This window comes from Streptomyces durmitorensis, from assembly GCF_023498005.1.
In the GTDB taxonomy this organism is placed as follows: Bacteria; Actinomycetota; Actinomycetes; order Streptomycetales; family Streptomycetaceae; genus Streptomyces; species Streptomyces durmitorensis.
This window is the reverse complement of the sequence record NZ_CP097289.1, coordinates 3,467,459-3,480,684: the sequence shown is the minus strand read 5'-3', so window position 1 is coordinate 3,480,684 and position 13,226 is coordinate 3,467,459. Positions and strand designations below refer to the sequence as shown.

Genomic DNA, 13,226 nt, shown 5'->3' with positions numbered 1-13,226 from the left:
GGCCCGCTGCCCCGGCACAGCGCTGCGTTCCGCGATGCCCACGAAAGAGATGGCGAGCATGACCGTGCAGACCGAACGGCCGCCCACCGGCCCGCCGGACGTCGTGAAAACGGACGGACGGCCGGGAGATCCGGGCAAGCCCCGCGAGCGTGCCCGGTCGCTCGCCCCTTATCTGCTACTGCTTCCCGCGCTCGCGGCCACGCTCGTGTTCCTCGGCTGGCCGCTGGTCAACAACGGGATGCTGTCGTTCCAGAACCTCAACATGAGGCAGTTCATCCTCCACCTCACGGAGTGGAACGGGATCGACAACTTCAAGGAGGTCCTCACCGGAGAGGACTTCTGGCGGGTCACCGGGCGCTCGATCGCGTTCACCGCGGTCAACGTCGCACTGATCATGGTGATCGGCACCCTGGTGGGCCTGCTGCTCGCACGGCTCGGCAAGCGGATGCGGACGTTCCTCCTGGTCGGGCTCGTGCTGGCCTGGGCGATGCCGGTCATCGCGGCGACGACCGTCTACCAGTGGCTGTTCGCCCAGCGCTTCGGTGTCGTCAACTGGGTCCTGGACAAGGCCGGCTGGCACTCGATGGCCGACTTCGACTGGATGGGCAGCCAGCTCTCCACGTTCTTCGTGGTCATCTTCCTGATCGTCTGGATGTCGATCCCCTTCGTGGCGATCAACCTGTACGCCGCGACGACGGTGATCCCCAAGGAGCTCTACGAGGCCGCGTCGCTGGACGGCGCAGGCGCCTGGAAGCGCTTCACGAACGTGACGCTGCCCTACCTGCGGCCCTTCCTCTACGCGACGACGTTCCTGGAGATCATCTGGGTCTTCAAGGCGTTCGCCCAGGTCATGGCGCTCAACGAGGGTGGCCCTGACCGGCTCACCGAGATCCTGCCCGTCTACGCCTACATCGAGGGCATGGGCAACCAGCACTTCGGCATGGGTGCCGCGATCGCGCTGCTCACCATCGTCATCCTGCTCGCCCTGACCGCCTTCTACCTGCGGATCGTGCTCAAGCAAGAGGAGGACGAGCTGTGACGAGCACCGCTTCGTCGAGGTCCCGCCGTATCCGCCGTATCTGGCCCAACGCGGTGGCCGTCGTACTCTTCATCGGCTTCGTCTTCCCGGTCTACTGGATGTTCGCCACGGCCTTCAAGCCGACCGGCGACATCATCAGCGAGAACCCGGTGTGGATCCCGACCGACGTCACGTTCGAGCACTTCAAGACGGCCGTGGAGGCCGACCACTTCTGGACGATGGTCGGCAACTCCCTCACCGTCACGCTGCTCGCCGTGGTCTTCTCGCTGATCATCGGCCTGGCGTCGGCCTTCGCGCTCGCCCGGATGCGGTTCAAGGGCCGCAAGGGCTTCATCATCGGCTTCATGCTGGCCCAGATGGCGCCCTGGGAAGTCATGGTCATCGCGATCTACATGATCGTGCGCGACGCCGACATGCTGAACAGCCTGGTCCCGCTCACCCTCTTCTACATGGTGATGATCCTGCCCTTCACGCTCCTGACGCTGCGCGGCTTCGTCGCCGCGGTGCCGCGGGAGCTGGAGGAGTCGGCGATGGTGGACGGCTGTTCCCGGATGCAGGCCTTCCGCCGGGTGATCCTGCCGCTGCTCGCGCCGGGCCTGATGTCAACCTCGCTCTTCGGCTTCATCACCGCCTGGAACGAATTCCCGCTCGTCCTTGTCCTCAACAAGGAGGCGGAAGCCAAGACCCTGCCGGTGTGGCTGTCCGGATTCCAGACCGCCTTCGGCGACGACTGGGGTGCCACCATGGCCGCCGCCTCGCTCTTCGCCATCCCGATCCTGGTCCTCTTCGTCTTCCTGCAGCGCAGGGCCGTCAGCGGTCTGACCGACGGCGCCGTGAAGGGATAACACGCCATATGACGACACTCACCCGTCCCACCACTGCATCCAATCCAAACGATGGCCTGACCCGCGACGCCCTGACCGTCCTGCAGCCCGGCTTCGTCGGGACCAGCGCACCGGACTGGCTGCTCCGCAGGATCGGTGAAGGCCTCGCGTCGGTCGGCCTGTTCGGCCGCAACATCGCCTCGCCCGAACAACTGGCCGCGCTGACCGCCCAGTTGCGCGCCGAGCGCGACGACGTCCTGGTCGCCATCGACGAGGAGGGCGGTGACGTGACCCGCCTGGAGGTCCGCTCCGGCTCCTCCTTCCCCGGCAACCACGCGCTCGGCGCGGTCGACGACACGGCGCTGACCCGTGACGTGGCCGCCGAGCTCGGCCGCCGGCTCGCCGCGTGCGGCGTCAACCTCAACTGGGCGCCGTCCGCCGACGTCAACTCCAACCCGGACAATCCCGTCATCGGCGTACGTTCCTTCGGCGCGGATCCGCTCCTGGTGGCCCGGCACACCGCCGCGTACGTCGAAGGGCTGCAGTCCGCGGGCGTCGCCGCCTGCACCAAGCACTTCCCGGGGCACGGCGACACCGCGGTCGACTCGCACCACGACGTGCCGCGCATCGGCGTCGACCCCGAGGTCCTGCGCGCCCGCGACCTCGCGCCGTTCCGGGCCGCGATCGCCGCGGGCTCGCGCGCCGTGATGAGCGCGCACATCCTCGTGCCGTCCCTGGACGCGGAGTACCCGGCGACGCTCTCGCGCCGCATCCTGACGGGCATCCTGCGCGAGGAACTGAACTTCGACGGCCTCATCGTCACGGACGGCATGGAGATGCAGGCCATCTCCGCCACGTACGGGATCGAGCGCGGCAGCGTCCTCGCCATCGCCGCGGGCGCCGACGCGATCTGCGTGGGCGGCGGCCTCGCGGACGACGAGACGGTCCTGCGCCTGCGGGACGCGCTGGTCGCGGCCGTACGCTCGGGTGAACTCTCCGAAGAACGCCTCGCCGATGCGGCAGCCCGCGTCCGTGCGCTGGCCCACTGGACCTCGGTGTCGGGCGCGGCCGACCGTTCGGGGGGCGCGCCCGGCACCGAGATCGGCCTGGTCGCGGCCCGCCGCGCCCTGACGGTCACCCGGGGCGAGTCCTACGCCGCCCCGCTCACCGAAGCTCCGTTCGTCGCCGCCTTCACCCCGATGGCCAACATCGCGGTGGGCGACGAGACCCCGTGGGGCGTGGCCGCGGAGCTGGAACGCCTGCTCCCCGGCACACAGACGGGCAGCTTCACCGGCGCGGACGCGGGTGCGCTCGCGCTGGCCGAGGCGGGGGAGCGGCGGATCGTGGCCGTCGTCCGCGACGCCCACCGCCACGCGTGGATGGCGGAGTCCCTGAACACCCTGCTGAGCGCCCGCCCCGACACGATCGTGGTCGAGATGGGCGTCCCCCAGTCACCCCCGACGGGCTCCCTGCACATCGCCACACACGGCGCGGCAAGGGTCTGCGGCCTGGCGGCGGCAGAGGTCATCACCGGGGGCTAGAGCGGGCCCCGTAAGGGGCGCGGGGAACTGCGCGATCAGCCCCCACGCACCCGCGGAGTGAAGACAAACGGAAGGTGCCGGGAACCCCACCAAGGGGGCACCCGGCACCTTCCGTCACGCCACTACCTCTTAAAGCCCCTGCCAGGCGGGCTTCGCCGCGTACGTCGCCCGGAAGTACTCCCCGAGCTTCAGCTTGGAGGCAGCGGCCTCGTCCACGACGACCGTCGCATGCCGGTGCAACTGCAGGGCCGAAGCCGGAACAACCGCGGCGACAGGCCCCTCCACCGTCGCGGCCACCGCGTCCGCCTTGCCCTCACCCGTGGCGAGCAGCACCAGATGCCGGGCCTCGAGGATCGTCCCGATGCCCTGCGTGATCACGTGGTGCGGCACCTGCTCGATGTCCCCGTCGAAGAACCGCGCGTTGTCCACCCGCGTCTGCTCCGTCAGCGTCTTGATCCGCGTGCGCGAGGCGAGCGAGGAGCACGGTTCGTTGAACCCGATGTGCCCGTCCGTGCCGATCCCGAGCAGCTGGAGGTCCACACCTCCGGCCGCCGCGAGCTCCTGGTCGTACGCCTCGCAGGCCGCCTGCACGTCCTGCGCGCTGCCGTCGGGCCCCATGAAGGACTTCTCGCTGAGCCCCAGCGGTTCGACGACCTCGCGCAGCACCACGGAGCGGTACGACTCGGGGTGCCCGGCGGGCAGCCCCACGTACTCGTCGAGCTGGCAGATCCGCGCCCGCGAGGCATCCACGGCACCGGAGCCGACCTTGGCGGCAAGGGCTTCGTAGATGGGCAGCGGGGTGGATCCGGTGGCGACACCGAGCAGGGCGTCAGGCTTGCGGCGCACCAAGGCGGCCATGGCCTCCGCGATGAGCTCGCCGCCTGCCTTGGCGTCCGGGACGATGACAACTTCCACGCTGGGCCTGCCGATCTGGAGAGGGGACTCACGGGTCTGGAGAGGACCCACGGGGGACAATGTGGTATAGACCAATCTAGCAGAGCTGACCCGCCCGGACCCCAGGTTCCCGGGCTTCGGTTCGCTTCGGTTCAGGCTTCGGTTCCGGCTTCGGTTCCCGCGTTCCATGCTCGGCTCTCCGGCCCGCCCCCGCCCGTCGAGCAAGCCACGCCCCGAGCGGGGAAAGTGGGAGGCATGACCGCCATGCCGACGGCCCCGCAGAGCGAGCAGCCCGGCCGGATCATGTCCCGGGAGATGTCCGAGCAGCCCGAGGTCCTGCGCCGCCTCCTGGGCACCGGCGCCCCGGAGATCCAGGAGACCGCCCGGCTGGTGGCCGCCAAAAAGCCCCGCTTCGTCCTCCTCACCGCACGCGGCACCTCCGACCATGCCGCTCTCTACGCCAAGTACCTCCTCGAAGTCCGTCTGGGTGTGCCCTGCGGTCTGACCTCCATGTCCACCATCACGGCCTACGGAGCCAAGCCCGACCTGCGGGACGTCCTCGCCGTCACCGTCAGCCAGTCCGGGGGCTCGCCCGACCTGGTGGCCTCGGCCCGAGCGGCCCGCGAGGCCGGCGCGATCACCCTCGCGGTGACCAACAACCCCGATTCGGCCCTGGCCGCCGTCTCCGAGCACCACATCGACATCCAGGCCGGCGCGGAGAAGGCGCTCCCCGCCACCAAGACCTACACGGCATCCCTCCTCGCCCTCTATCTCTTCGTCGAAGGGCTGCGCGGTGGCGACGGCGCCGCCGCCACCGCACTGCCCGGACTCGCCGCTCGGCTCCTGGACCGCCAGGCCGAGGTCAAGTCCCTCGCCGCCCGCTACCGATTCGCCGACCGCATGGTCATCACCTCGCGCGGCTACGGCTACCCGACCGCGAAGGAAGCGGCCCTGAAGCTGATGGAGACGAGCTACATCCCCGCCCTCGCCTACTCGGGGGCCGACCTGCTGCACGGCCCGCTCGCCATGGTCGACAACATCTCGCCCGTCATCGCGGTCGTCACCGACGGCAGAGGGGGGCAGGCCCTGCAGCCGGTCCTCGACCGCCTGCGCGGACGCGGCGCCGACCTCGTGGTCGTCGGCCCGAAGGCCCAGGTCGAGCAGGCGTCGGCCGGTTTCGTCCTGCCGACCGACGGCGTACCGGAAGAGCTCCAGCCGATCCTGGAGATCATCCCGCTCCAGCTGCTCGCCCACGAGGTCACCATCGCCCGCGGCCAGGACCCGGACGCCCCGCGCGCCCTGGCGAAGGTGACGGAGACCCGCTGACGCGGGGCATCACACTCCGAGGACCGAGCCGCCCGTCGCGTCGATGTACTGGCCGGTGATCCAGCGTGCGTCGCCCGAGGCGACGAAGCTGACGATGTCCGCCACGTCCGCGGGCTGGCCTATGCGGTCGAAGGTCGAGTACCCGGCCATCTCGGCGCGCTGTGCCTCGGGAATCCCCTCCATCATCTCCGTCTCGATGATCCCCGGCGCCACCGCGTTGACCGTGATCCCGCGCGGGCCCAGCTCCTGCGCCAGGGTGTGCGTCAGGACATTGAGCGCGCCCTTCGTCATCGAATACCCGATCGTGATGGGGAAGGCGATGCGGGTGACGCCCGAGGAGATGTTGATGATCCGGCCGCCGTCGCGCAGCCGGTCGAGTCCCTTCTGGATGACGAAGAACGGCGCCTTCACATTGACCGCGAACACCCGGTCGTAATCCGCCTCCTGGACCTCTCCCACCTGGCTGTAGAGCCCGATCCCCGCGTTGTTCACCAGGATGTCCAGACCGTCGGCGTGCCGGTCGAACTCGGTCCACAGGGTCTCGGCGTCGCCAGGGACGCCCAGCTCCGTGCCGAAGGCGAAGGCGGAGCCCCCCGCGGCCTCGATCGCCGCGACCGTTTCCTTGGCCGCCGTCTCATTGCTGCCGTAGTGCACGGCGACCCGTGCGCCGTCCCGCCCGAGCCGCTCGGCGATGCCCCGCCCGATGCCGCGGCTTCCGCCCGTGACCAGTGCCGTCTTCCCCGCAAGCGCGCCCATGAGAGCCGCCCCCTATTTCTCTAGTGGTCGTTACAGAAAGAACCGTAGCCGACCCCGGGCCGTTTTTCTAGCGCCCGCTATACAATTCACTCCATGGCGACGAAACAGCGCGGGCGTCCCCGCTCCTTCGACCGGGAGACCGCACTGGAGCAGGCCCTGAGCACCTTCTGGGAGCACGGGTACGAGGCGACATCGGTCACGGACCTCACCCGGGCCATGGGCATCGGCGCCCCGAGCATGTACGCGGCCTTCGGTGACAAGCAGTCACTGTTCGAGGAGGTCGTGGTGCTGTACGGGCGGACGCACGGCTCCATCAGCGAGCGCGCCTTCGCGCAGGAGCCGACCGTCCGCGGCGGAGTCGCACGGATGCTGCGCGAGGCGGCGGACAAGTACACGGAAGCCGGGCACCCCCGCGGCTGCCTCGTCATCTACGCCGCGACGAACTGCGCGACGCCGGAGGTCGAATCGGCCCTGCGCGACCGGCGCAACGCCAACATCAGCTCCATCGAGAGCCGCATCAAGGCCGCCACCGCCACGGGCGAGCTCCCCCCGCACACGGACGCCCCCGCCCTGGCCCGCTACACCGGAGCCGTGCTCCAGGGCATGTCCCAGCAGTCCCGCGACGGCGCGAGCCGGCAGGAGCTGGAAGCGGTCGCCGAACTGGCCATGCGGGTCTGGCCCGGGGTATAAGTCCGCAGGGACGGCGGAAGTCCGCCGGGCGACAAGTGAGAGAAAGAGACAACAACAAACATCTGCCGACGCGTAGACACAGGAGAATGGTCTAGTCCACAATGCGTTGGTAAAGCATCCGTCCTTCCCGCACAGGAGGACGGACCGAGGAGCCGGCACTCTCTGCCCTGACCGTGTCGGATCCTCCGATCGACCGTCCGGTACCGCACATTCCGGTGGTCGGTGTTCCTGAAGGGCTGCGGTGCCGTGGGTGGGTTGAGGGTCCCGCCCTGGCGCCGCGGCTCGTCGGGAATCGCCCCGAGCGGACCCGCCGGACCTGCCAGGTACGCTCGCACACGTGCCCTCCATGAACGACCTCGTCCGCCAGCACACCGCTCTCGGTGACTCCGATCTCGAGTGGCTGCATCTGCTGGTCTCGGAGTGGCAGCTGCTCTCCGATCTCTCCTTCGCCGACCTCGTGCTGTGGGTCCCCACGCGCGACGGCACCCGCTATGTCTCCGTGGCGCAGATGCGGCCCAACACCGGCCCCACCTCCTACCAGGACGACATGGTCGGCCACCTCGTCCCGCGCGGACGCCGCCCACTGCTCGACGCCGCCCTGGACGAGGGCCGCATCGTGCGCGAGGGCGACCCCGAGTGGCGCGAAGAGGTGCCGGTGCGGGTCGAGTCCATTCCCGTACGCAGGGAAGGGCGCGTCCTGGGCGTCATCGCCCGCAACACGAACCTGCTCACGGTGCGCACCCCCTCGCGCCTTGAACTGACCTACCTTCAGTCGGCATCCGACCTGGCGCAGATGATCGCCGCCGGGTCCTTCCCCTTCCCCGGCCAGCAGGTCGACATGGACGCGTCCCCGCGCGTGGGCGACGGTCTGCTCCGCCTCGACGCCGACGGCATCGTCCAGTACGCGTCGCCGAACGCCCTCTCCGCGTACCACCGCCTCGGCCTCGCCGCCGACCTGGTCGGTCACCACCTCGGCACGGCGACCGCCGAACTCGCCCCGTCCCGCGGCCCGGTGGACGAGGCGCTCGCCAAGGTCGCCAGCGGCTGGGCGCCCCGTGAGTTCGAGATCGAGGGCGGCGACGGCGTGATCCAGCTCCGCGCGATCCCGCTCAAGCCCAAGGGCCCGCGCATCGGTTCGCTCGTACTGCTGCGCGACGTCACCGAACTGCGCCGTCGCGAGCGGGAGTTGATCACCAAGGACGCGACCATCCGGGAGATCCACCACCGGGTGAAGAACAACCTCCAGACGGTCGCCGCGCTCCTTCGCCTCCAGGCGCGCCGCATCGACTCCGCCACCGGACGCGAGGCGCTCGAAGAGGCCGTACGCCGCGTGGGCTCCATCGCCATCGTGCACGAGACGCTGTCCCAGAACCTTGACGAGCGCGTGGAGTTCGACGAGATCGCCGACCGTGTCCTCGCGATGGTGGCGGAGATCTCACCCGGCAAGGTCACAGGACGGCGCACCGGACGCTTCGGCATCCTGGACGCCGAGGTCGCGACCCCGCTGTCGATGGTCCTCACGGAGGTTCTGCAGAACGCCCTGGAGCACGGCTTCCAGGAAGGCGACACCGGAACGGTCGAGGTCTCCGCCGTTCGCGGCGGCACCAGCAAGGACGCCCGTCTGCTCATCACCGTCCAGGACGACGGCGTCGGCCTGCCCGACGGCTTCGATCCGCACCGCTCCGGAAACCTCGGCCTGCAGATCGTCCGCACCCTGGTCGAGGGCGAGATGGGCGGCACGTTCGACATGGTGCGGGCCCCGGAGCGCGGCACGCAGGTCGTCCTCGACATCCCGGTGCGCGGCGACAAGTAGCGCCGGGGGCAAGGAAGATCGCCTGCCCGAAGCCGCACATGCAAAGCAGTGAGCCCCGGACCGAAGTGGTCCGGGGCTCACTGCTCACGTTGCGTTGCGCATCGGGGGTACTGCGCGGCTGCGGCTCGGGGGCGGGAGATGCGTACTCGCTGTACGCGCCGCCGGGCTCAGGCTCGTAGGGGGCGTGAGCGTCAGGCGCTTGCCTGGCGTGCACGGTTGCGAGCGGCGCGACGCTTCATTGCGCGGCGCTCGTCCTCGCTGAGGCCACCCCAGACGCCGGAGTCCTGGCCGGACTCGAGCGCCCACTGCAGGCACTGCTCCATGACGGGGCAGCGGCGGCAGACGGCCTTGGCTTCCTCGATCTGCAGCAGCGCAGGACCGGTGTTGCCGATGGGGAAGAAGAGCTCGGGGTCTTCCTCGCGGCAAACGGCGTTGTGACGCCAGTCCATGGCTGCTACCTCTCCTTGGTATTACATGCAGGTTGCTTGTGAATGTGAACGCTTTCACGAATCCCTCGACAACGGAAGGGACTTTCGTCACATACGCGACGATGTCCTATGAGTTGAGGAGGGGGTTCTGGCTTTCTGTGGGGCCGATGTTGCGGGCCGTCCCGATCGCCATGTAGAGATTCGCAAACCTCGGCGGCGGATACAACCCCTTCCGGCAAGTTTTTTTTGATTCCTCAGTGTCGACTGGGTCACAGCCGTACTTCTAAGGGGTGGACCCTGGCCTAAACGTTCGAGTGAAAGGACTTTGGGCCCTTCTACTCACACAATCACACGCAGTGCACGGCGTACGCCTGTGAACGTCACGCTCGTGCGCAGCCCCAGGTGGTCACCGTCCATCTGAAGGGGGAGCGGCACCTTCGAATGCAAGGTGAAGTCGGTGAGGTCATGGAGCGTAACCGCGTGCTTGCCGTGGGGTCCGCGATCGGGCGTCGACGTCAGGAGCTGCGTCCCGTACCGGGCCACCGCGGTGGTGGAGAGCTTCTTCAGACCGAGCACGTCCAGGCCCGTGTCGAAGGAGGCCTGCGGGGACGCGTACATCGGGCGATTGCCCAGGTAGGTGTAGGGAGAGGTGTTGCAGACTATGGAGAGCACGAGGTCGGTCACCGGGTCCTCGCCGGCCCGTTCCAGCGTGATCATTCCGTGCCTGCGGTGCGGCTCGTCGAGGAACTGACGGAACACCTGGCGCAAATACAGCGCATGGGTGGACCGCTTCCCGCGCTCCCTCTGTTGTTCGACCCGGCCCACCACTCCGGCGTCGAAGCCGAATCCGGCGGCGAAAGTGAACCAGTGCCCGGGGACGGCTTCGTCCTCCGTGCCGGGGGTGCCCGACAGGTGGCCCAGGCTCACTGTCCGTTCGCTTCCCTCACGCAACGCGTCGAGCAGGGCGCCGGTCGCCTCCACGGCGTCGTTGGGCAGACCGAGCGCGCGCGCGAAGACATTGGTGGAGCCGCCGGGGACGACGGCGAGGCGGGGCAGACGGTCCGGGGCGGGGCCGTCGTGCAGCAGTCCGTTGACGACCTCGTTGACCGTGCCGTCCCCGCCGAGGGCGACGACCAGCTCGATGTCCTTGCTCTGAGCGGCCTGTCTGCCGAGGTCCCGGGCATGGCCGCGGTACTCGGTGGTGACCGCCTCGAGTTTCATCTCGCTCGCCAGCGCGTGGATCAGTACGTCACGCGTGCGCGCGCTGGTGGTGGTTGCCGCTGGGTTGACCACAAGGAGTGCACGCATGCGAAGCAGAGTACCTAGCGGTCTTTACCTGGCCTAGACCGAGGGTGCGGACCGGGGCCCGGAGCGCGGACACGCACAGCTACGCTGCAAGGGTGAGTACTGAGCGGAACCCCACCCCCGAAGCCCCGGAATCAGGCCCGCGTCCCGGACGTCTGACGGCCGCCGCGGCCCTCGCCGCACTGGAGGGCGTCGCACTCATCGCCGCCGGTGTCTACATGCTCGTGATGGGCCTCGCGGGTGACCCGGACAACCCGGAACAGGCCACGACGGGCGGCATCACGCTGCTCGTCCTCGCGCTCCTGCCCCTGCTCGCGGCCCGCGGTCTCCTGCTCCGCCGCAGCTGGAGCCGGGGGCCCGCCATCATCACGCAGATCATGGCGCTTCCGGTGGCCTGGCAGCTGCTGCAGGCCGACAGCATGGCCATCCCGGCAGGCATCGCGCTCGCCGCCGTCGCGGTGGCCGCCCTCGTCCTGCTGGTCAACCCCGCCACGACCGAGGCACTCGGCATCAAGGGCCCGGGGAACGTACAGGACGACGTGAAGTAGCCGTCCCGCACGAGACGTCCCGAAGGAGCAGGCCAGGAGGGGCGGCCTGCTCCTTCGTCACTCCTCGACGAGGAGCTTCTCGCGCAGCTGCGCGAGTGTGCGGGCGAGAAGCCGGGAGACGTGCATCTGGGAGATGCCGACTTCCTGTGCGATCTGCGACTGCGTCATGTTGCCGAAGAACCGCAGCAGCAGAATGCGCTTCTCGCGCGGTGGAAGGTCTTCCAGGAGCGGTTTGAGGGACTCCCTGTACTCGACGCCCTCCAGGGCCTCGTCCTCCGCGCCCAGGGTGTCCGCGACCGCCGGGGACTCGTCGTCCGTGTCCGGGACGTCCAGGGACAGCGTGGAGTACGCGTTGGCGGACTCCAGGCCCTCCAGGACCTCCTCCTCCGAGATGCCCAGCTTCTCGGCGAGCTCGTGCACCGTGGGGGAGCGGCCGTGCAGCTGGGACAGCTCGGCGGTCGCCGTGGTCAGGGCGAGCCGCAGCTCCTGGAGGCGCCGCGGGACCCGGACCGCCCAGCCCTTGTCGCGGAAGTGGCGCTTGATCTCGCCGACGACCGTGGGTGTCGCGTACGTGGAGAACTCCACGCCGCGCTCCGGGTCGAAGCGGTCGACGGACTTGATCAGGCCGATGGTGGCGACCTGCGTCAGGTCGTCAAGGGGCTCGCCGCGGTTGCGGAAACGGCGGGCCAGGTGCTCGACGAGCGGCAGGTGCATGCGGACCAGCCGGTTGCGCAGCTCCGCGTACTCGGGGCTGCCGTCCTTCAGCTCGCGCAGCTCGATGAACATCGCGCGTGCACCGCTGCGGTCCTGCGGATTATGCCGGGTGTGCTGCTGCTCACCGTGTTCGCTCATGTATCCCGCCCGTTGCGCGCCGCCCCGGGCGGAGGGCTTTGCGCGCTCCTCCTGGGCGGTCGGCTCTGCCTGCTCCGACGCGTCGGCCACAGTCGACGGACCCGGTTGCTCCGGGTCCTGAGGGTGCGGCCTGGCCTGCTGCTCGGGGATGCCCGTGAACGCCGGCTCCGACGGAGCCTCGCGCCCCCTCGTCGGTGTTCCTCCCCGACGACCGGACAGACCACGTGTGCCGCGCTCTTCGTCCCGCACCGGCCCCTCCCCGTCCCTCACGCCGGCCCGGGTCCCGCGCCGCGCTTCTTGTAGAGGCTGATCGAGACGGTGTTGTCCTCGGCCACGGTGGAGTCGACCTGACCCGCGAGGGCGGACAGCACTGTCCAGGCGAAGGTGTCCCGCTCCGGGGCCCGGCCGTCAGTGGTCGGCGCCGAGACGGTCACTTCCAGGGAGTCGTCGACGAGCCGGAAGACGCAGCTGAGCACCGAACCGGGCACGGCCTGTTGAAGCAGGATCGCGCAGGCCTCGTCGACCGCGATGCGGAGGTCCTCGATCTCGTCGAGAGTGAAGTCCAAACGCGCCGCGAGACCGGCCGTGGCCGTACGCAGCACCGACAGGTAGGCACCCGCAGCCGGAAGGCGGACCTCGACGAAGTCCTGATTCCCGGGCTCGCCTGCGATCTGGGACACCCTCACCTCCAAGGTGGTACAAGCACTTTCGGGGCTCCAGGTCCGCCGTCCAGCGGCGGTCCGGACTGCGTCACACGGGTAACGCACCACGTAGTTCTGCGGTGACGCTACCGCGCTCCCCAGTTCCGTGTCCCGGGGACCCCGCTCCGTTGCTGTCACTCATAGTAAGCCTAAGGGTACGGAGAGTGGCTAGGGGTCTCGCGGTCCCAATTGGAGAGTACGGGCGTCGGGTTGACGTACCCAGGCCTCAGACGATCGAACCGTCGACGAAGCACCAACGCCAGCTCTCACCCGGTTCGAAGGTCCTCATCACCGCGTGTCCGGTGTCCTTGAAGTGTGCCGTCGCGTGCTGGAAGGGCGAGGAGTCGCAGCAGCCCACATGCCCGCAGTCCAGACAGAGGCGCAGTTGCACCGGGTGACTGCCGACCGCCAGGCACTCGAGGCAGGTCTCGCTCAGCGGCGCGGGCTCGGGGTGCGGCAGCGCTGCGACATGCGGGCACTCGTTCATGATGGCCAGGTTACGACGGGAA

Annotated in this window: 14 protein-coding genes; 7 read left to right on the top strand and 7 right to left on the bottom strand. The window is 69.2% G+C overall.

The window, feature by feature from the left end; translation table 11 throughout:
- The first annotated feature begins 58 nt into the window (after positions 1 to 58).
- The 3 genes from M4V62_RS15425 to M4V62_RS15415 are packed head-to-tail and all read left to right on the top strand — an operon-like array spanning position 59 to position 3,404.
- A complete protein-coding gene (locus M4V62_RS15425) occupies positions 59 to 1,039 on the top strand; it encodes a carbohydrate ABC transporter permease (protein ID WP_249587836.1) in 981 nt (326 codons plus the stop codon).
- A 38-nt stretch (positions 1,040 to 1,077) separates the two neighbouring features.
- The gene (locus M4V62_RS15420; RefSeq protein ID WP_249592845.1) at positions 1,078 to 1,884 is read left to right on the top strand and encodes a carbohydrate ABC transporter permease; all 807 of its coding nucleotides are present in this window, start codon (positions 1,078 to 1,080) and stop codon (positions 1,882 to 1,884) included.
- Positions 1,885 to 1,892: 8 nt separating this feature from the next.
- Positions 1,893 to 3,404: a glycoside hydrolase family 3 protein gene (locus M4V62_RS15415; RefSeq protein WP_249587835.1), complete on the top strand. Its 1,512-nt coding sequence runs from the start codon at positions 1,893 to 1,895 to the stop codon at positions 3,402 to 3,404.
- A gap of 129 nt (positions 3,405 to 3,533) precedes the next feature.
- Here M4V62_RS15415 and nagB read toward each other — a convergent pair whose 3' ends face one another.
- A complete protein-coding gene (nagB, locus tag M4V62_RS15410; protein ID WP_249592844.1) occupies positions 3,534 to 4,319 on the bottom strand; it encodes a glucosamine-6-phosphate deaminase in 786 nt (261 codons plus the stop codon).
- A 234-nt stretch (positions 4,320 to 4,553) separates the two neighbouring features.
- Between nagB and M4V62_RS15405 the strand changes: the two genes are divergently transcribed.
- Positions 4,554 to 5,624, top strand: a complete 1,071-nt coding sequence (locus M4V62_RS15405; RefSeq protein WP_249587834.1) for an SIS domain-containing protein — start codon at positions 4,554 to 4,556, stop codon at positions 5,622 to 5,624.
- Positions 5,625 to 5,633: 9 nt separating this feature from the next.
- On the opposite strand, the gene M4V62_RS15400 is transcribed toward M4V62_RS15405, so the two are convergent.
- Positions 5,634 to 6,380 carry an SDR family oxidoreductase gene (locus tag M4V62_RS15400; protein WP_249587833.1) on the bottom strand — a complete coding sequence of 249 codons (747 nt, stop codon included), beginning with the start codon at positions 6,378 to 6,380 and terminating at the stop codon, positions 5,634 to 5,636.
- Positions 6,381 to 6,473: 93 nt separating this feature from the next.
- Between M4V62_RS15400 and M4V62_RS15395 the strand changes: the two genes are divergently transcribed.
- Complete coding sequence (locus M4V62_RS15395; RefSeq protein WP_249587832.1) at positions 6,474 to 7,070, top strand: TetR/AcrR family transcriptional regulator; 597 nt, start codon at positions 6,474 to 6,476, stop codon at positions 7,068 to 7,070.
- Between the two features lie 346 nt (positions 7,071 to 7,416).
- The gene (locus tag M4V62_RS15390; protein ID WP_249592843.1) at positions 7,417 to 8,883 is read left to right on the top strand and encodes a sensor histidine kinase; all 1,467 of its coding nucleotides are present in this window, start codon (positions 7,417 to 7,419) and stop codon (positions 8,881 to 8,883) included.
- Between the two features lie 191 nt (positions 8,884 to 9,074).
- On the opposite strand, the gene M4V62_RS15385 is transcribed toward M4V62_RS15390, so the two are convergent.
- Both M4V62_RS15385 and M4V62_RS15380 read right to left on the bottom strand, forming a co-directional pair.
- Positions 9,075 to 9,332, bottom strand: a complete 258-nt coding sequence (locus tag M4V62_RS15385; protein WP_016639615.1) for a WhiB family transcriptional regulator — start codon at positions 9,330 to 9,332, stop codon at positions 9,075 to 9,077.
- Between the two features lie 318 nt (positions 9,333 to 9,650).
- The gene (locus M4V62_RS15380) at positions 9,651 to 10,619 is read right to left on the bottom strand and encodes a diacylglycerol/lipid kinase family protein (RefSeq protein WP_249587831.1); all 969 of its coding nucleotides are present in this window, start codon (positions 10,617 to 10,619) and stop codon (positions 9,651 to 9,653) included.
- Positions 10,620 to 10,711: 92 nt separating this feature from the next.
- Here M4V62_RS15380 and M4V62_RS15375 point away from each other — a divergent pair, with 92 nt between their 5' ends.
- A complete protein-coding gene (locus M4V62_RS15375) occupies positions 10,712 to 11,164 on the top strand; it encodes a hypothetical protein (protein WP_249587830.1) in 453 nt (150 codons plus the stop codon).
- Positions 11,165 to 11,221: 57 nt separating this feature from the next.
- On the opposite strand, the gene M4V62_RS15370 is transcribed toward M4V62_RS15375, so the two are convergent.
- The 3 genes from M4V62_RS15370 to M4V62_RS15360 form a co-directional block, all read right to left on the bottom strand.
- A complete protein-coding gene (locus tag M4V62_RS15370; RefSeq protein WP_249587829.1) occupies positions 11,222 to 12,286 on the bottom strand; it encodes an RNA polymerase sigma factor SigF in 1,065 nt (354 codons plus the stop codon).
- Positions 12,283 to 12,696 carry an ATP-binding protein gene (locus M4V62_RS15365; protein WP_030780840.1) on the bottom strand — a complete coding sequence of 138 codons (414 nt, stop codon included), beginning with the start codon at positions 12,694 to 12,696 and terminating at the stop codon, positions 12,283 to 12,285. The genes M4V62_RS15370 and M4V62_RS15365 overlap by 4 nt, the downstream gene beginning before the upstream one ends.
- Positions 12,697 to 12,943: 247 nt before the next feature.
- The gene (locus tag M4V62_RS15360; protein ID WP_249587828.1) at positions 12,944 to 13,204 is read right to left on the bottom strand and encodes a UBP-type zinc finger domain-containing protein; all 261 of its coding nucleotides are present in this window, start codon (positions 13,202 to 13,204) and stop codon (positions 12,944 to 12,946) included.
- Positions 13,205 to 13,226: the final 22 nt, after the last annotated feature.

Coding starts and splice junctions, on each gene's coding strand:
- M4V62_RS15425 (WP_249587836.1), top strand. CDS start 59: ATGACCGTGCAGACCGAACGGCCGCCCACCGGCCCGCCGGACGTCGTG.
- M4V62_RS15415 (WP_249587835.1), top strand. CDS start 1,893: ATGACGACACTCACCCGTCCCACCACTGCATCCAATCCAAACGATGGC.
- M4V62_RS15405 (WP_249587834.1), top strand. CDS start 4,554: ATGACCGCCATGCCGACGGCCCCGCAGAGCGAGCAGCCCGGCCGGATC.
- M4V62_RS15400 (WP_249587833.1), bottom strand. CDS start 6,380: ATGGGCGCGCTTGCGGGGAAGACGGCACTGGTCACGGGCGGAAGCCGC.
- M4V62_RS15395 (WP_249587832.1), top strand. CDS start 6,474: ATGGCGACGAAACAGCGCGGGCGTCCCCGCTCCTTCGACCGGGAGACC.
- M4V62_RS15390 (WP_249592843.1), top strand. CDS start 7,417: ATGAACGACCTCGTCCGCCAGCACACCGCTCTCGGTGACTCCGATCTC.
- M4V62_RS15385 (WP_016639615.1), bottom strand. CDS start 9,332: ATGGACTGGCGTCACAACGCCGTTTGCCGCGAGGAAGACCCCGAGCTC.
- M4V62_RS15380 (WP_249587831.1), bottom strand. CDS start 10,619: ATGCGTGCACTCCTTGTGGTCAACCCAGCGGCAACCACCACCAGCGCG.
- M4V62_RS15360 (WP_249587828.1), bottom strand. CDS start 13,204: ATGAACGAGTGCCCGCATGTCGCAGCGCTGCCGCACCCCGAGCCCGCG.